The sequence below is a fragment of the Achromobacter sp. genome (assembly GCF_032113835.1).
GTDB lineage: Bacteria > Pseudomonadota > Gammaproteobacteria > Burkholderiales > Burkholderiaceae_B > Achromobacter.
The window spans coordinates 1-17523 of record NZ_DAMCTG010000016.1 but is presented as its reverse complement, the minus strand read 5'-3'; the positions used below and the strand labels follow the sequence as shown (position 1 = coordinate 17523).

General features: G+C 67.1%; 10 protein-coding genes. 7 read left to right on the top strand and 3 right to left on the bottom strand.

Going from position 1 to position 17523, the window contains the following annotated elements:
- Positions 1-111 precede the first annotated feature (111 nt).
- Positions 112-3885 carry a methionine synthase gene (gene metH, locus RT697_RS08690; RefSeq protein WP_313698169.1) on the top strand — a complete coding sequence of 1258 codons (3774 nt, stop codon included), beginning with the start codon at positions 112-114 and terminating at the stop codon, positions 3883-3885.
- 43 nt (positions 3886-3928) lie between these two features.
- Here metH and iaaH read toward each other — a convergent pair whose 3' ends face one another.
- Complete coding sequence (gene iaaH / locus RT697_RS08685) at positions 3929-5383, bottom strand: indoleacetamide hydrolase (RefSeq protein ID WP_313698168.1); 1455 nt, start codon at positions 5381-5383, stop codon at positions 3929-3931.
- A 183-nt stretch (positions 5384-5566) separates the two neighbouring features.
- On the opposite strand from iaaH, the gene RT697_RS08680 reads away from it, so the two are divergent.
- From RT697_RS08680 to RT697_RS08665, 4 genes are read left to right on the top strand one after another with little or no spacing between them, the layout of a single operon-like run.
- The gene (locus RT697_RS08680) at positions 5567-6289 is read left to right on the top strand and encodes a FadR/GntR family transcriptional regulator (protein ID WP_313698167.1); all 723 of its coding nucleotides are present in this window, start codon (positions 5567-5569) and stop codon (positions 6287-6289) included.
- Positions 6289-7326: an L-idonate 5-dehydrogenase gene (locus RT697_RS08675; protein ID WP_313698166.1), complete on the top strand. Its 1038-nt coding sequence runs from the start codon at positions 6289-6291 to the stop codon at positions 7324-7326. The genes RT697_RS08680 and RT697_RS08675 overlap by 1 nt, the downstream gene beginning before the upstream one ends.
- 51 nt (positions 7327-7377) lie before the next feature.
- A complete protein-coding gene (manD, locus tag RT697_RS08670; protein ID WP_313698165.1) occupies positions 7378-8589 on the top strand; it encodes a D-mannonate dehydratase ManD in 1212 nt (403 codons plus the stop codon).
- Positions 8577-10127 carry a mannitol dehydrogenase family protein gene (locus tag RT697_RS08665; RefSeq protein WP_313698164.1) on the top strand — a complete coding sequence of 517 codons (1551 nt, stop codon included), beginning with the start codon at positions 8577-8579 and terminating at the stop codon, positions 10125-10127. Before manD ends, RT697_RS08665 begins: the two co-directional genes overlap by 13 nt.
- Before the next feature lie 28 nt (positions 10128-10155).
- On the opposite strand, the gene RT697_RS08660 is transcribed toward RT697_RS08665, so the two are convergent.
- Positions 10156-10926, bottom strand: a complete 771-nt coding sequence (locus tag RT697_RS08660) for a class I SAM-dependent methyltransferase (protein ID WP_313698163.1) — start codon at positions 10924-10926, stop codon at positions 10156-10158.
- Positions 10927-11145: 219 nt separating this feature from the next.
- On the opposite strand from RT697_RS08660, the gene RT697_RS08655 reads away from it, so the two are divergent.
- A complete protein-coding gene (locus tag RT697_RS08655) occupies positions 11146-11970 on the top strand; it encodes a helix-turn-helix transcriptional regulator (RefSeq protein WP_175186033.1) in 825 nt (274 codons plus the stop codon).
- Between the two features lie 388 nt (positions 11971-12358).
- Here RT697_RS08655 and mutY read toward each other — a convergent pair whose 3' ends face one another.
- Positions 12359-13441: an A/G-specific adenine glycosylase gene (gene mutY, locus RT697_RS08650; protein ID WP_313698161.1), complete on the bottom strand. Its 1083-nt coding sequence runs from the start codon at positions 13439-13441 to the stop codon at positions 12359-12361.
- A 228-nt stretch (positions 13442-13669) separates the two neighbouring features.
- On the opposite strand from mutY, the gene RT697_RS08645 reads away from it, so the two are divergent.
- Positions 13670-17284 carry an indolepyruvate ferredoxin oxidoreductase family protein gene (locus tag RT697_RS08645; RefSeq protein ID WP_313698159.1) on the top strand — a complete coding sequence of 1205 codons (3615 nt, stop codon included), beginning with the start codon at positions 13670-13672 and terminating at the stop codon, positions 17282-17284.
- Positions 17285-17523 lie beyond the last annotated feature (239 nt).

The following is a 17523-nucleotide window of genomic DNA, read 5'->3' as shown; positions in this document are numbered from 1 at the left end:
CCGTGAGGCGCGGGAAGGCCCATTTTGTTACGATCAGGGCTTGTTTTTTCGGCGTTTTTCGCGTTTTAGCCACATCCGCGCTGCCGTGGCCAACCTAATCCGGACCTGATCGTGTCGTATCCCCGCCTGCCGTACCCTCCCGAAGCCTATACCCGCGGCGGCGAATTTGCCCGCCTGCTGGGCAAGCGCATCCTGATCCTGGACGGCGCCATGGGCACCATGATCCAGCGCTACAAGCTGGGCGAGGCGGACTTCCGCGGCGAGCGCTTTGCCGATCACGGCAAGGACGTGAAGGGCAACAACGAACTGCTGTCGCTGGTGCGGCCCGACGTCATCTCGGAAATCCACCGCCAGTACCTGGATGCGGGCGCGGACGTCATCGAGACCAACACCTTCGGCGCCACCACGATCGCCCAGGGCGATTACGACCTGCCCGAACTGGCCTACGAGCTGAACCTGGTGTCGGCGCAGCTGGCGCGCGAGGCCTGTGACGCCTACAGCACGCCCGACAAGCCGCGCTTCGTGGCCGGCGCGCTGGGCCCGCAGCCCAAGACGGCTTCCATTTCGCCGGACGTGAACGATCCGGGCGCGCGCAACGTCACCTTCGAAGAGCTGCGCGTCGCCTATATCGAGCAGCTCAACGGTCTGCTGGACGGCGGCATCGACATCGTCCTGATCGAAACCATCTTCGACACGCTGAACGCCAAGGCCGCCATCTTCGCGACCGAGGAAGTGTTCGAGGAACGCGGCATCCGCCTGCCGGTGATGATCTCCGGCACGGTGACCGACGCCTCCGGCCGCATCCTGTCGGGCCAGACGGTCGAGGCCTTCTGGAACTCGGTGCGCCACGCGCGTCCCGTCACCGTCGGCCTGAACTGCGCGCTGGGCGCCGCGCTGATGCGCCCCTACGTGGCCGAACTGTCCAAGATCTGCGACACCTACGTCTGCGTGTATCCCAACGCCGGCCTGCCCAACCCCATGGCCGAGACCGGCTTTGACGAGACGCCGGCCGACACCTCGGCGCTGCTCGAGGAATTTGCGCGCGCGGGTCTGGTGAACATGTCGGGCGGCTGCTGCGGCACCACGCCGGACCACATCCGCGCCATTGCCGAGAAAGTGACCGTGCTGACGCCGCGCGTCGTGCCCGAGATCGCCGTCAAGACGCGGCTGTCGGGCCTGGAGCCGCTGAACATCGACGAGGACACGCTGTTCGTCAACGTGGGCGAACGCACCAACGTGACGGGCAGCAAGATGTTCGCGCGCCTGATCCGCGAAGAGAAATACGACGAGGCGCTGGCCGTTGCCCGCCAGCAGGTCGAGAACGGCGCGCAGATCATCGACATCAACATGGACGAGGCCATGCTGGATTCGGTGGCCTGCATGCACCGCTTCCTGAACCTGATCGCGTCCGAGCCCGACATTGCGCGCGTGCCGGTCATGATCGACAGCTCGAAGTGGGAAGTCATCGAGACCGGCCTGAAGTGCGTGCAGGGCAAGGCGGTCGTGAACTCGATCTCCATGAAGGAAGGGCTGGAGCCGTTCCGCCACCATGCCCGCCTGTGCCGCCGCTACGGCGCCGCGGTCGTGGTGATGGCGTTCGATGAACTGGGCCAGGCCGACACGCTGGAGCGCCGCAAGGAAATCTGCGGCCGCGCCTACAAGATCCTGGTCGAAGAAGAGGGCTTTCCGCCGGAAGACATCATCTTCGACCCGAACGTCTTCGCGGTCGCCACCGGCATCGACGAGCACAACCACTACGCCGTGGACTTCATCGAAGGCACGCGCTGGATCCGCGAGAACCTGCCGCACGCGCGCATCTCGGGCGGCGTGTCCAACGTCAGCTTCTCGTTCCGCGGCAACGAGCCGATGCGCGAGGCCATCCACACCGTGTTCCTGTATTACGCGGTCAAGGAAGGCATGACGATGGGCATCGTCAACGCCGGCCAGCTGGGCGTGTATGCCGACCTGGATGCCACGCTGCGCGACCTGGTGGAAGACGTGGTGCTGGACCGCCCCGAGCCCGTCGGCAAGACCGATCCGGCCGACGAGCGCACGCCCACCGAACGCCTGGTGCAGTTTGCCGACACCGTGAAGGGATCCGGCGCCAAGAAGGAAGAAGACCTGGCCTGGCGCCAGGCCGAAGTCGAGCAGCGCCTGTCGCACGCGCTGGTCCACGGCATCACCGCCTTCATCGTGGAAGACACCGAAGAGGTGCGCCAGAAGATCGAAGCGCGCGGCGGCCGTCCCATCGAAGTGATCGAAGGCCCGCTGATGGACGGCATGAACGTCGTCGGCGACCTGTTCGGCGAAGGCAAGATGTTCCTGCCGCAGGTCGTGAAATCCGCCCGTGTCATGAAGCAGGCCGTGGCGCACCTGATTCCGTTCATCGAAGAAGAAAAGCGTCAGATCGCGGCCGCGGGCGGCGACGTGCGCGCCAAGGGCAAGATCGTCATCGCCACCGTGAAGGGCGACGTGCACGACATCGGCAAGAACATCGTGTCGGTGGTCTTGCAGTGCAACAACTTCGAAGTCGTGAACATGGGCGTGATGGTGCCCTGCGCGCAGATCCTGGAGAAGGCCAAGGAAGAGAACGCCGACATCGTCGGCCTGTCCGGCTTGATCACGCCCAGCCTGGAAGAGATGGCGTACGTGGCGTCGGAAATGCAGCGCGACGAGTATTTCCGCAGCCGCAAGGTGCCGCTGATGATCGGCGGCGCCACCACCAGCCGCGTGCATACCGCCGTGAAGATCGCGCCCAATTACGAAGGCCCGGTGATCTACGTGCCCGACGCCAGCCGGTCGGTGGGTGTGGCCACCAACCTGATGTCGGACCAGTCGGAAGCCTATCTGACGGAACTGGCCGAGGAATACGAAGACGTGCGCCGCCGCCATGCCAACCGCAAGGCGACGCCCATCCTGCCGCTGGCCGAGGCGCGCGCCTCGCGTCCGACCATCGATTGGGACAACTACACGCCGCCGCGTCCCAAGTTCATCGGCCGCCGCACGTTCAAGAGCTACGACCTGGCCGAGATCGCGAAGTACGTGGATTGGGGCCCGTTCTTCCAGACCTGGAGCCTGTTCGGCCCGTACCCCGCCATCCTGCAAGACAAGGTGGTGGGCGAGCAGGCGCGCAAGGTCTTTGCCGACGGCCAGGCCATGATGAAGCGCATCGTCGAAGGCCGCTGGCTTACCGCCAACGGCGTCGTGGGCTTCTATCCGGCCAACAGCGTCAACGACGAAGACATCGAGGTCTACAAGGACGAGACGCGCAGCGAGGTGCTGTTCACGTACCGCAACCTGCGCCAGCAGGGCGCCAAGCGTGAAGGCGTCAGCAACAAGTCGCTGTCCGACTTCATCGCGCCCAAGTCCAGCGGCAAGGTCGACTACATCGGCATGTTCGCCGTCACGGCTGGTTTGGGCATCGAGAAGAAGGAAGCGGAATTCGAGAAGGCGCTGGACGACTATTCCAGCATCATGCTCAAGTCGCTGGCGGACCGCCTGGCCGAAGCCTTTGCCGAATGCCTGCACGCGCGCGTGCGCCAGGACCTGTGGGGCTACGCGCCCGACGAGGCCCTGTCCAACGAGGACATGATTGCCGAGAAGTACGTGGGCATCCGCCCGGCGCCGGGCTACCCGGCCTGCCCGGAACACGTCGTGAAGACCGACATGTTCCGCGTGCTGGACGGCGAGGACATCGGCATGATGCTGACGGACAGCTATGCCATGTACCCGGCGTCCAGCGTGTCGGGCTTCTACTTCAGCCACCCGCAGTCGCAATACTTCAACGTGGGCGTCATCGGCCAGGATCAGCTCGAAGACTACGCCCGCCGCAGCGGCCGCAGCATCGAAGACCTGAAGCGCACGCTGGCGCCCAATCTGGGCTGACGCGCCTGACTGCCGCTGAAGCCCAGGCTGAGGCTGGCGCAGGCTAAGGCTGGAACTGGGGAGCAGCGATGCGCCCCAGTACTTTCTCGATGGCCACGCCGATCGCGAGCACCTTCCGGTCCTCGCCCGGCAGGCCGTCGATCTCCAATCCCACCGGCAGGCCTTCCTGCGACAGCCCGGCCGGCACGCTCAGGCCGGGCAGACCGGCGTTGCTGCCGGGGTCCACGTTGCGCGCCAGGCGCGCAAAGGTCTCGAAGCTGCTGGCCTCGGGTGTGGACGCGGGCGGCGGGACCGGCACGGTCGGAAACAGCAGGCCGTCCAGCGCGTGCTCCTTGAAGGCGCGGCGGTAGACGTCGATGAGTTCGCGCCGGCCGCCGGCGATGGCGTGTTCATACAGCGGCTGCAACGGCAGTACCTGGCCGTCCGGCGTGGGCAGCACGCCCGGCACGATCAGGTTGTCGAAGATGCCCTTCACGTCGGGGCTGGATATCTGCGCGACCACCTCGTCAAAGCTCACCCCCACGTGATAACGCGCCAGATAGGCCGTCAGGTCGGGCTTCTGCTCAAACAGGCATAGCGGCATGCCGACGGCCGCGTTGGCGGCGGGCAGGTCGGGCATGTCCAGGTCCACCAGCGTCACGCCGGCCGCGCGCAGCTTGTTCAAGGCGGCTTCAGAAACCGCCTGCACGTCGGGATCGAGGTCGGCCCAAAAATACGCGGCCACGCCCAGGCGGATGCTGGCGGGCGGCAGGGGCGCCAGCGGCTCGGTCTGGCCCGTCAAAATCGCATCCAGCAGCACGATGTCGGCCATGCCGTTGGCGATGGGCCCGGGTGTGTCGCGCGTATGCGAGATCGGGGTAATGCCCGCGCCGTCGTAGCGGCCCACGGTGGGGCGAAAGCCCGCCGATCCGTTCACCGAGGCCGGGAGGCGCACCGAGGCGCCCGTATCGGTGCCCAGCGCGGCGGGCGCCAGCCGCGCGCCCACCGCCGCGCCGCTGCCTGACGACGAGCCGCCGGCGATCAGGCGTGCGTCATAGGCGTTGCGCGTGCCATCGCCGTCCGGGCCGGGGAAGGCGGTGTTGAAGCCGGACACGCCGAACGCCAGTTCATGCATGTTGGTCTTGCCCAGGATGACGGCGCCGGCTTCGCGCAGCCGCTGCACGACCGGCGCGTCCTCGGCGGGGCGGAAGTTTTTCATTGCCGGTGTGCCAGCGGTGTTGGGCAGCCCCGCGACGTGGATGTTGTCCTTGATGGCGATGGGCACGCCGCCCAGCGGGCCGTGGCCGGGTGCCGCATCGTAGGCGCGTGCCTGCGCCAGCGCGCCGTCGCGATCGACAGTGATGAACGCATTCAGGTCCTGGCGGGCGTCGATGCGGTCCAGGCAGGCCTGGGTCAGCGCAACGCTGGTGAGGCGGCCCTCGCGGATGCGTGCTGCCGCCTCGGTGACGGTCAGGTCCGCCAGGTTGGCGGGCAAGGGCTGGTCGGTCGTGCTGGGCATGGCGCTTTTCCTTGGCTGTCGGTCGATCCGTATCTATACAGGGGCGGCGCGGGGGCTGTCGAGGGGCGATCCGGCGGATGTCTGCGTAACGTCCGAGCGTTGTCCGCGCAGCGTGTAGTGGAAAACCACGATGGCGGAAATTGGTGGACCAAATACGATTTGGTCAGACCAATTTGAGGCGCCATGACGTTGCAATCGATCTCCAAGCCCGAAGTCCTGGCCGGCCGCACTGCGCCGGACCGCGGCTATTTGCGCCTGGCCGCGCAGATCCACGCGCTGGTGGCGCAGGGAGAATTTGCCGCCGGCCAGCGTCTGCCGGCCGAGCGCGCGCTGGCCGAACGATTCGACGTCAGCCGCACGTCGGTGCGCGAGGCCATCATTGCGCTGGAGCTGCAAGGCGTGGTCGAAGTGCGCGGCGGCTCGGGCATCTATGTCTGCGAACCGGATGCGAGCCGTCCGTCCGCGATGCCGGAGGCCGGCGCCGGCCCCTTCGAGCTGCTTCGCGCCCGCTGCCTGATCGAATCCGAGATCGCCGCGCTGGCCGCCGCCACCCGCACCGACGCGGACCTGGACCGCATCTTCGAGGCGCTGACGGCCATGCGCGACCGGATGACGGACAAGGACGCCAACGCCGAGGCGGACCGCCGCTTTCACCTGTGCATCGCCCAGTCCACCGGCAATAGCGTGCTGCTGGCGACGGTGACGTCGATGTGGGATCAGGCCCGCGGGCCGGTCTGGGAAAAGATGGAACAGCATTTCCATACGCAGGCTTTACGCCAGGCGTCGCAGGCGGATCATCAGCGCATTTTCGGCGCGCTGGTGGCCCGCGATGCGCAGGAGGCGCGGCAGGCGATGCGCGATCACCTGGAACGCGTGATCGGCGAATTCGCACAGGGGTGGCGCTGATGCTGAACTGCATGATCCACGGGGCGCAGGACCTGCGCCTGGACACTTCGGACCCGCAGCCCTTGGGGCCGTCGCAGGTGCGCGTCGGCGTCAAGGCCGTGGGCATCTGCGGATCGGACCTGCATTACTACCGGCACGGCCGGGTGGGCGATTTCGTCATCCGCGAGCCGTTGACGCCGGGCCACGAGGCGTCGGGGCAGGTGCTGGAGGTGGGCACGGACGTGACGGCGGTCAGGCCCGGCGACCGCGTGGCGCTCGACCCGGCGCGCACCTGCGGCGTGTGCCGGTATTGCCGGCAGGGCGATTCCAATCATTGCGAGTCGGTGCATTTCTTCGGCAGCGCCAGCCGCTTTCCGCACATGCAGGGCGCGATGCGCGAAGAGGTGGTGGTGGACGAGCGGCAATGCGTGCCGGTGCCGGATTCGCTGTCGTATGAACTGGCTGCGTTTGGCGAGCCGCTGGCGGTCGCCCTGCACGCGGTGCGCAGCGCGGGATCGCTGCTGGGCAAGACGGCGATGGTGGTCGGCGCGGGTCCGATCGGCGCGCTGATCCTGATGGCCGCGCGTCTGGCGGGCGCCAGCTGGGTCATCGTGGTGGACATCGTGGATCAGACGCTGGCGGCGTGCGCACGGGTCGGCGCCACGCAAACCATCAACGCGGCCACGGACCCGGCCGCCTTGGACGCGCTGGCCGCGGGCAAGGGCACGGTGGACGTGTGCTTCGAGGCGTCGGGCAGCTATGCCGGACTGGCAAGCTGCCTGCGCGCGGCGCGTCCGCGTGGCGTCGTCGTGACGGTCGGAACGCTCAGCGGCAGCAGCGCGGACTGCCCGTTCAACCAGATCATGGTCAAGAGCCTGTCGTGCATCGGCAGCTTCCGCTTTGTGGACGAATACGCGATGGCCGTGGATTGCCTGGCGCGCGGCCTGGTGGACGTGTCGCCGCTCTTGACCGCCGCGGTGCCTGTCGCGCGCGTGCATGACGCCTTTGCGCTGGCGGGCGACCGCCACCAGGCGATGAAGGTGATGGTGACGTTCTGATCGTGCGGCCGCCTTATGCGGCCGTCCCTTTCCTGTAGCCGGAAGTCCAAGATGAAGATTACGAATGCACGCGTGATTGTCTGTTCTCCGGGCCGCAACTTCGTGACCCTGAAGATCGAAACCGACCAGGGCCTGACCGGCATCGGCGATGCGACGCTGAACGGGCGCGAGCTGGCGGTGGCCGCCTACCTGACCGAGCACGTCATTCCCTGCCTGATCGGGCGCGACGCGCATCAGATCGAGGACATCTGGCAGTACCTGTACAAGGGCGCGTACTGGCGGCGCGGACCGGTCACGATGACCGCCATCGCTGGCGTGGACACGGCGCTATGGGACCTGAAGGCCAAGGCCGCCGGCCTGCCGCTGTATCAGCTGCTGGGCGGCAAGAGCCGCAGCGGCGTGATGGTGTACGGCCACGCCAACGGCTCGGACATCGAGCACACCGTGGACGAGGTCCTGCGCTACGCCGACATGGGCTATCGCGCGATCCGCGCGCAGAGCGGCGTGCCGGGATTGGAAAAGGTCTATGGCGTGGGCCGCGGCACGCTGTTCTACGAGCCCGCCGACGCGGACCTGCCCAGCGAACACGACTGGTCCACTGAAAAGTATCTGCGCCACGCGCCGCAATTGTTCGAACGCATCCGCGAGAAACTGGGCTTCGAACACCATCTGCTGCACGACGTGCATCATCGCCTGACGCCCATCGAGGCCGCGCGCCTCGGCAAGTCGCTGGAACCCTACAGCCTGTTCTGGATGGAGGACGCCACGCCCGCCGAGAACCAGGAGGCCTTCCGGCTGATCCGCCAGCACACCACCACGCCGCTGGCGGTGGGCGAAGTCTTCAACACGATCTGGGACTGCAAGGATCTGGTGCAGAACCAGCTCATCGACTACATCCGCACCACGGTCGTTCACGCGGGCGGCATCACGCACCTGCGCCGCATTGCCGACTTGGCGTCGCTGTATCAGGTGCGCACCGGCTGCCATGGCGCCACGGATCTGTCACCGGTGTGCATGGGCGCGGCGCTGCACTTTGATCTGTGGGTGCCGAATTTCGGCATTCAGGAATACATGCGGCATACCGACGAGACCGATGCCGTGTTTCCCCATTCCTATACGTTCGAGCAGGGCATGCTGTATCCGGGCGAGGCCCCGGGCCACGGCGTGGATATCGACGAGAAACTGGCGGCGCGATATCCGTATCAGCGCGCGTATCTGCCCGTGAACCGGCTGCAGCACGACGGCACGCTATGGAACTGGTAGGCGATGGCGGCCGGCTGAACGCGGCCTTGCTGGACGGCCTGCCCGCGCAGGTGGCGCGTCCGGGATATGACCGGGACGCGCTCGGCATCGGCATCGTGCATCTGGGCCTGGGCGCGTTCGCGCGCGCGCATCTGGCGGCGGTGAACGATGCTGCGTTGCGCGCAGGAACGGCGCCGGACTGGGGCATTTGCGGCGTCTCGCTGCGCCACGCCGACACGCGCGACGCGCTGGCGCCGCAGGACGGCCTGTATGCGCTGGCGCTGCGGGATGCCGATGGCATCGGTGCGTCGCGGCAGCGTGTGGGTGTCATCGGCTGCCTGCTTGAACCGCTGGTGGCGCCCGAGGATCCGCAAGCCGTGCTGGCGCGCATCGCGGCGCCCGGCACGCGCATCGTCAGCATCACGGTCACCGAGAAGGGCTATTGCCATGATCCCGCCAGCGGCAGGCTGAATCTGGATCATCCCGACGTCGTGCACGACCTTGCGAACCCTGAGTCGCCGTGTGGCGTCATCGGTTTTGTGGTGCGCGGTCTGCAGCGCCGCCGCGCGATGGGCCTGCCGGCGATCACGGTCATGTCGCTGGACAACCTGCCGGCCAACGGCCACTTGCTGCGGGCGCTGGTGCTCACGTTCGCGGCGCGCGTCGATCCGGCTTTGGCGGACTGGATTGCATCGGCGTGCGCGTTTCCGTGCTCGATGGTCGACCGCATCGTGCCGCGCACGACGGACGCGGATCGGCAGGAGATCGCTGCGGTGCTGGGCGTGCGCGATGCGTGGCCGGTGGTGGCCGAGCCGTATCTGGAATGGGTCGTCGAAGACCGTTTTGCGGCGGGCCGGCCGGACTGGACGGCCGGCGGCGCGCGTTTCGTGACGGACGCCGCGCCGTTCGAGACCCTGAAACTGCGCATGGTCAACGGCGCGCATTCGGCGCTGGCGTATCTGTCGGTGATGGCGGGGTGGGCCACCGTGGACGAGGCGATGGCGCGGCCCGGCATGCGGCGGTTCCTGGGCGCGCTGATGAGCCAGGAGATCGAACCGACGCTGCCGCCGTTGCCGGGGCTGGATATCGAGAAGTACCGGCAGGGACTGTTGCAGCGATTCGCCAATCCTGCGCTCAGGCACCAGACGCGGCAGATTGCGATGGACGGCTCACAGAAATTGCCGCAGCGGCTGTTGGGCACCGTGCGCGACCGGCTGGCAGCGGATGCGCCAATGCCGGGTCTGGCGTTGGCGGTGGCAGGGTGGCTGCATTTCCTGCGCGGGTCGGATGAGGCCGGGCGCGTCTTTGAGGTTCAGGATCCGCTGGCCGAAGCGCTGGCGCGTCGGCATGAAGAGGCTGAACGGGCGGCGGGGCAGGCGGGTGAGGGGCACGCGGCGATGCTGGCGTGGGCGGAAGTCATGACGGGATTTGAGCCGGTGTTCGGTGACCTCGGCCAGGAGCCGCGCTTCGTGCGGGCGGTGGGGGCGGCTGCGCAGTTGTTGCGCAGCCTGGGCGTGGTGGGGGCGCTGGCGGCGATGGATCCGTCGAGAGTGGATTGATTCGACGCACCGGATCCGGTCCGCTGCTTCAAGCCGGCTTTTTCACCACGATCGTCGCCGTGTCGCTGGTGAAGGACCCGTCCTCGCGCACGTCGAAATGCGCGCGCACGACGTCCGGCGCGATGCCGAACATGTGGCGCAGCGCCGCCACCAGCGTGTCGGGCGTGCGCATGCGCGTGACCCACGACTGAAACTCCAGCGGCAGGCGGCGCGGCGCCAGTTCCTGCAGCGTGAAGCCCGCTTCGGTCAGCATGCGGGTCCATTCGGCCACCGAGTAATCGCGCACGTGCGAGGTGTCGCGCAGCACTTCGATGGTCTGCAGCCAGGTGTCGAGCAGCGGTTCGCCCGGCGACACCACGTCGGCGAATACGGCGATGCCGCCTGGTTTGAGCACGCGGAAGGCTTCGCGCAGGCCGCGTCCGGCGTCCTGCCAGTGATGTGTGGAATAGCGCGACATCACCAGGTCGAATTCGCCGTCGCCGAACGGCAGGTATTCGGCCTTGCCCTGACAGGTGACGAGATTGGCGAGCCCGCGCTTGGCGGCTTCGGCGGCGACCACGTCCAACATCTGCTGCGACAGGTCGTAAGCCGTCACGTGCGCGACCTTCGGCGCCACGTGAAAGCTCACATGTCCGCCGCCACAGCCCAGGTCCAGCACACGCGCGTCCGGGTGCTGTCCGGCAATGGCGGCCATCTGCAGCAGATCCTCGCCCTGGGCGTGGACGGCGCTGGTCAGGTAGGCGGCGGCGCGGGGGCTGAATTGGCGGTCGACGGCGGCGTCGTGCGAGCTGGCGGTCATGAGGGGTCCTTGTGTCGGGAAGGCGGTTGGGTGCGGTCGAGAATGCTGCGCGGTTTGTTGCGGGGCATTCTGTCGGAATTGCTGCGCGGTTGGTTGTCGGGAATTCTTTCGGAAATGCTGCGCGGATTGTTGCCGGGGATCCATTCGGGATTGCGAAAGGATGCAGGCGCTAAGATAGGCGGGCCCGTATACACGTACAAGCCCATTACTCATCCTGGTATGACCACTTCCCCCCAGCCTGTCACCCCTGGCCACGAAGGCTCGCATCTGCGCCGCCACGCGCTGGGCGAATTCGTGCGCAGCGCCCGGTCGCGCATCACGCCGCAGATGGCGGGCCTGCCCGAGGGATCGCGCCGCCGCACGCCCGGACTACGGCGTGAGGAAGTGGCGCAGCTCTGCGGCATCAGCGTCACCTGGTACACGTGGATCGAGCAGGGGCGCGAGGTCTCGGTGTCGCCATCGGTGTGGTCGCGCATCGCGGGCGTGCTGCAACTGGCGCGGGCCGAGCGCGCGTACCTCTTCGACCTTGCCGATTGCGCCGACCCGCAGCACGCCCGCGACGACGCCGGCGGCGCGCCGGGTCCGCTGCAGGAATGCGTGAACGCGATCAACGCGCCGGCCTATGTGCTGGACCGCGCCTGGAATGTGCTGGCCTGCAACGCGCCGCTGGTCGACCTGTTCGACCACTGGCCCGAGCGCGATCCCGAACCCAACCTTCTGCGCTACATCTTCCTGGACCCGGCCGCGCGCGAACTGGTGGTCGACTGGGACCAGCGCGCCCGCCGCGTCGTGGCCGAGTTCCGCGCGGATGCCGGGGCGCACCTGGACGAACCGGCGGTGCTGGCGCTGCTGGACAGCCTGAGCCGGCAAAGCGTGGTCTTCTCGCACTGGTGGACGCGGCACGCCGTGGTGGAACGCGAAGGCGGCCTGCGCGAGTTCCAACACCCGCAGCGCGGCAAGCTGGCGTACCAGCAGATCACGTTCCGCCTGGCAACGCATCCGGATCTGAAGCTGGTGATGCTGCTGAGCGGGGCGGGTGTCTGACACCGGGATAGGGCGGCGCCGTGGATTGGCCGGTGTCTGACACCCGTGGGAGATGGTCGCGGGTTTGCTGCTGCGTCGCGGGGGTGTCAGACACCTGCGTTGATGCCTGACTTCTAAATGGGACGGCGTCTTAGGTTGACCGGTGTCTGACACCCGTGGGAGATGGCCGTGGGTTTGCTGCTGCGTCGCAGGGGTGTCAGACACCTGCATTAGTGCCTGCATTAGTGCCTGCGTTTGGCGTGCGCGTGACCGATGTTTTCCACCAGGGCGCGAAGGTGCTGCCGCTTGATCGGTGTCTGACACCCTGGAGCGCCGGTCGTGGGTGTGGCGCAGTGTTGGCAGGGTGTCTGACACCGATCAAGCCCACACCGGCCAACCCGCCCGATCGCTACGCCGCGTTTTCCCCGCCGAACAGACTGTCCTGCATCCCCGCATCAACCAGCCCCTGCAGCAGCTTCTTGACCGGCGCGGGCAGCGCCATCGTCCCCAGCTTGTCGGCCGGCACCCAGCGTTCCGGCAGTGTCGGTTCGCGCAGGGCGACCGCCCGCACCGGCACCAGCCATGGGCGGATGTGCAGGCGGTAATGCGTGAACGTATGCGCGAAGGCAGCAAGCTCGAGGCGCTGTTCCGGCTCCAACCCCAGCGCGCGCGATGCGCTGTCGGGATCGCCCGCCACGTCGAATTCCGGCAGGCTCCAAAGCCCGCCCCAGATGCCAGGCTCGGGACGCTGCTGCAGCAGGAAAGCGCCCTTGTGCCGCAGCACCAACATACAGGTCTCGCGTTCGGGAATCGCCTTGCGCACCTTGGGCGTGGGCAGCTCTGCCTGACGTCCCTCGCGGCGCGCGACGCAGGTGTCCGCCACCGGACACCTGTCGCACGCAGGCTTGCCGCGCGTGCACAGCGTGGCGCCCAGGTCCATCAGCCCCTGCGTGTAGGCCGCCATGTCCAGCCCGGGCGCGGCGTCGACCTGGGCATGCGCCAGCGCCCATAGCCGCTGCTCGACTTCGCGCTTGGCGGGATCACCCGCAATGCCGAAGTGGCGTGTGAACACCCGCTTGACGTTGCCGTCCAGGATGGGCGAGCGCTCGCCGTTCGAGAACGCGGCAATGGCCGCGGCGGTGGAACGTCCAATGCCCGGCAGCGTGGCGATGGCCTCGGCGGTCGGCGGAAAGCGGCCGTCCCAGTCGCGCACGATTTCCTGCGCGCAGCGGTGCAGGTTGCGGGCGCGGGCGTAATAGCCCAGGCCGGCCCAGTACGGCATCACGTCCTCCTGCGAGGCGGCGGCCAGCGCCGCGACGTCCGGAAAGCGCTGCAGGAAGCGTTCGTAATAGGGGATGACGGTGGCCACCTGCGTCTGCTGCAACATGATTTCGGAAAGCCAGATCCGGTAGGGATCCCGGGTGTTCTGCCAGGGGAGATCGTGGCGGCCATGCTGGCGCTGCCAGGCGACGATGCGAGGGGCGAAGTCCATGCCGGCAATTATCGCATCGCCCTATTGCCCGCCCGGGGGCCAGGGGTTACAACCGAAAGGACTACCGCCAGCCGGCCCCGTTTTTCGGCCTGCGGGCGCGGCAAGCGCGATTCCGCCCGAAAGAGGCGCGAACGCATCAGGACTTCACTTTCACGGCCCTTGTTGGCCCGCGTGCGTTCTGGCTAGAAGCGCGCGAAGCTGGTGGGGGCATCCGATGTTGGAGTAGACATGAATGCCCCCCTTACGCCCGCCGTCCGCGCGGCGCTTGAATCCGTCCAGCTCGACGACAAATACACCCTGCAATCCGGCCGCGCGTGGATGAGCGGCATCCATGCGCTGGTGCGGCTGCCCATGATGCAGCGCGTGCGCGACGCGCAGGCGGGGCTGAACACGGCGGGTTTCGTATCGGGATATCGGGGCTCGCCGCTGGGTGGCGTCGACCAGAACATGTGGAAGGCCGCCGCCCATCTGAAGGTGCACCACGTCGAATTCCAGCCCGGCATCAACGAAGACCTTGCCGCCACGGCGGTGTGGGGCACGCAGCAGGTCAACCTCTTTCCCGGCGCGAAGTACGACGGCGTGTTCGGCATGTGGTACGGCAAGGGACCGGGCGTGGACCGGTGCGGCGACGTCTTCAAGCATGCGAATGCGGCCGGCACCGCGCGCCATGGCGGCGTGCTGGTGGTGGCGGGCGACGACCACCCCGCCAAGTCCTCGACCCTGCCGCATCAAAGCGATCACATCCTGAAGGCCTGCATGATTCCGGCGCTGTTTCCCGCCAGCGTGCAGGAAGTGCTGGATTACGGCCTGCATGGCTGGGCGATGAGCCGCTACGCGGGCGTGTGGGTGGGCATGAAGTGCATCACCGACATCGTGGAGGTGTCGGCGTCGGTCGACGTGGATCCCCACCGCGTGCGCATCGTGTTGCCCGAGGATTTTCAGCTGCCGCCGGACGGCCTGAACATCCGGCTGCCGGATACGCCATTGCAGCAGGAGGCGCGACTGCTGGACTACAAGCTGTACGCCGCATTGGCCTATGCGCGCGCCAACGGGCTGAACCGCGAACTCTGGGACGTGCCGCAGCGCGACGCGCGCTTCGGCATCATGACGTCCGGCAAGGCGTACCTGGACACGCGTCAGGCGCTGTCGGACCTGGGCCTGTCCGAAGACGTGTGCCGGCGCATCGGCCTGCGTCTTTTCAAGGTGGGCATGGTGTGGCCGCTGGAGTCCGCCGGCACGCAGCGGTTCGCCGAAGGACTGGACGAGATCCTGGTCGTGGAGGAAAAGCGCCAGGTGCTGGAGTACCAGTTGAAGGAGGAGCTGTTCAGCTGGATCGGCAGCGGCAAGAAGATTCCGCGCGTGGTGGGCAAGTTCGACGACAAGGACGGCGGCGAGTGGTCCGTGCCACAGGGCAATTGGCTGCTGCCGGCGCATTACGAGTTCTCGCCCGCGATGGTCGCCAAAGCCATCGCGGCGCGCCTCTTGCGGTTCGCGCTGCCGGACGATGTGCGCGCCGGCATCGAGGCGCGGGTGGAATTCATCCGTGCGCGTGAAGCGGCGCTGGCGCGCCCGCGCGTGGTCGAAGAGCGCAAGCCCTGGTTCTGTTCGGGCTGTCCGCACAATACGTCGACACGCCTGCCCGAAGGTTCGCGCGGCATGGCGGGCATCGGCTGCCATTACATGGTGCGCTGGATGGACCGCAGCACCGACGTCTTCACGCAGATGGGCGGCGAGGGCGTGCCGTGGCTGGGGCAGGCGCCATTCACCGAGGAAAAGCATGTCTTCGCGAACCTGGGCGACGGCACCTATTTTCATTCAGGGCTGCTGGCGATCCGCGCAGCGGTGGCTGCCAAGGCGCCCATCACGTACAAGATCCTGTTCAACGACGCGGTGGCGATGACGGGCGGGCAGCCGGTGGACGGTCCCATCAGCGTGCCGATGATCACGCGCCAGGTGGCGGCCGAGGGCATCGAGAAGATCGTGGTGGTGACGGACGATCCCGGCAAGTATGTGGACGTGACGGACTTGGCGCCGGGCGTGCCGGTGCGCCACCGCGAGGAACTGGACGCGGTGATGCGGGAGCTGCGCGAGCATCCCGGCGTGTCGGTGCTGATCTACGACCAGACCTGCGCGACGGAAAAGCGCCGCCGCCGCAAGCGCAACGCCTATCCCGACCCGGCGCGCCGCGTGGTCATCAATGAGCGGGTGTGCGAGGGTTGCGGAGATTGCTCGTCGAAGTCGAACTGTCTGTCGGTGGAGCCGCTGGAGACGGAGTTCGGGCGCAAGCGCAAGATCAACCAATCGAGCTGCAACAAGGATTTCTCTTGTCTGAAGGGCTTTTGCCCGAGCCTGGTGACGGTGGAAGGCGGCAAGCTGAAGAAGCCCCCCGCGCTGGCGCAAACGGGCGGCGCGCCCGACGAGGATGTGCCGGCGCCTCGTGTGCGTAGTCTGGATGTGCCTTATGGCGTCTTCATCGCGGGGGTGGGCGGCACGGGCGTGGTGACGATCGGGCAGTTACTGGGCATGGCGGCACACCTGGAGGGCAAGGGCTGTTCGGTGCTGGACATGGCCGGGCTGGCGCAAAAGGGCGGCGCGGTGTTTTCGCATGTGGTGCTGGCGGGCTCGCCGGATCATATGCTGAATACGCGGGTGGCGATGGGCGAGGCGGATCTGCTGCTGGCGGGCGATCTGGTGGTGGCGACGAGCGCGGAGGCGATGGCGCGGGTGAGTCCGGGGCGCACGCACGTGTTGCTGAACAGCGGCACGGCGCCGACCGCGGCATTCGTGTCGAACCCGGGCTGGACATTGCCGGGCGCCAACCTGACGGCGGACCTGCAGAGCGCATGCGGCAAGGACAACCTGGACGCGGTGGACGCGGCGGCGATGGCGGTGGTGCTGCTGGGCGACGCGATCTATTCGAATCCACTGATGATGGGCTACGCGTTTCAAAAGGGCTGGATTCCGCTGTCGCGCGAGGCGCTGTTGCGGGCGATCGAACTGAACGGGCAGCAGGTGCCAAACAATCTTGCGGCCTTTGCGTGGGGAAGGCGTGCGGCGCACGAGCCGGCGGCGGTGGCGCGCTTGATGGCCAATGGCGGGATGCCGGCCGCGCAGCCGGAAGACATCATCGAAATCACGCGGCCGCGGGTGGCGAGTCCGGTGGTGGATCTGAAACAGCCGGCGGGCGAATTGGCGCAGATGGTGGCGGTGCGCAAGGCGTTTCTGACGCAGTATCAAGACGCGGACTATGCCAAGCAGTACACGGATCTGGTGGACAAGGTGACGCATGCGGAGCGGGAGGCAACGGGCACGAACCGGCTGGCGCTGGCGGTGGCGCGGTATTACTTCAAGCTGATGGCCTACAAGGACGAGTACGAGGTGGCTCGGTTGTATTCGGATGGGGAGTTTCTGAAGGGGGTGGGTGAGCAGTTCGAGGGGGATTGGAAGCTGCGCTTTCACCTGGCGCCGCCGGTGTTTGCGCGGCGGGATAAGGATGGGCATCTGATGAAGCGGTCTTATGGGCCGGGGATGCTGAAGGTGTTCCGGGTGCTGTCAAGGATGCGGTTCTTGCGCGGGTCACGGTTTGACCCGTTCGGGTATACGAAGGAGCGGCGGGCTGAGCGGGAATTGATCCGGGAGTATCGGGAGACGATGACGGCGATTCTGGGGAAGTTGAATCGCGGGAATCTGGATAAGGCGGTGGCGTTGGCTAGCGTGCCGGAGGAGATTCGCGGGTACGGGCACGTGAAGGAGGCGTCGATGGTGCGGGCTGAGGCGATGCGGGAGGAGTTGTTGAAGGGGTTTAGTGCGAGGGTGGTGGCGATTGGGGTTCGGGCGGCTTGATGATGCTTTATGGGTATTGGCGCGGGTTGAGTTTTTGAGATGTGCGATGTGGCGGTATTGCTTGGGAGTGAGTTCTTGATATGTGCGGTGTGGCGGTATTGCGGGGAGTTGAGTTCTTGAGACGCCCGGCACGTCGTGGGCCTGGGGTGGGCGGGGCTACGATTGCGGTCCGGAGCCTTCGCTCGAGCCTGTCCGTATTTTTGTGGGCGAGGCGTTTTAAAAGTTGTTATCCCCGCGCC

Bases quoted from the DNA above. Each gene is read 5' to 3' on its own strand.
- iaaH (WP_313698168.1), bottom strand. From the start codon at position 5,383: ATGCCCAGCACGACCGACCAGCCCTTGCCCGCCAACCTGGCGGACCTG.
- RT697_RS08680 (WP_313698167.1), top strand. From the start codon at position 5,567: ATGACGTTGCAATCGATCTCCAAGCCCGAAGTCCTGGCCGGCCGCACT.
- RT697_RS08675 (WP_313698166.1), top strand. From the start codon at position 6,289: ATGCTGAACTGCATGATCCACGGGGCGCAGGACCTGCGCCTGGACACT.
- manD (WP_313698165.1), top strand. From the start codon at position 7,378: ATGAAGATTACGAATGCACGCGTGATTGTCTGTTCTCCGGGCCGCAAC.
- RT697_RS08665 (WP_313698164.1), top strand. From the start codon at position 8,577: ATGGAACTGGTAGGCGATGGCGGCCGGCTGAACGCGGCCTTGCTGGAC.
- RT697_RS08660 (WP_313698163.1), bottom strand. From the start codon at position 10,926: ATGACCGCCAGCTCGCACGACGCCGCCGTCGACCGCCAATTCAGCCCC.
- RT697_RS08655 (WP_175186033.1), top strand. From the start codon at position 11,146: ATGACCACTTCCCCCCAGCCTGTCACCCCTGGCCACGAAGGCTCGCAT.
- mutY (WP_313698161.1), bottom strand. From the start codon at position 13,441: ATGGACTTCGCCCCTCGCATCGTCGCCTGGCAGCGCCAGCATGGCCGC.
- RT697_RS08645 (WP_313698159.1), top strand. From the start codon at position 13,670: ATGAATGCCCCCCTTACGCCCGCCGTCCGCGCGGCGCTTGAATCCGTC.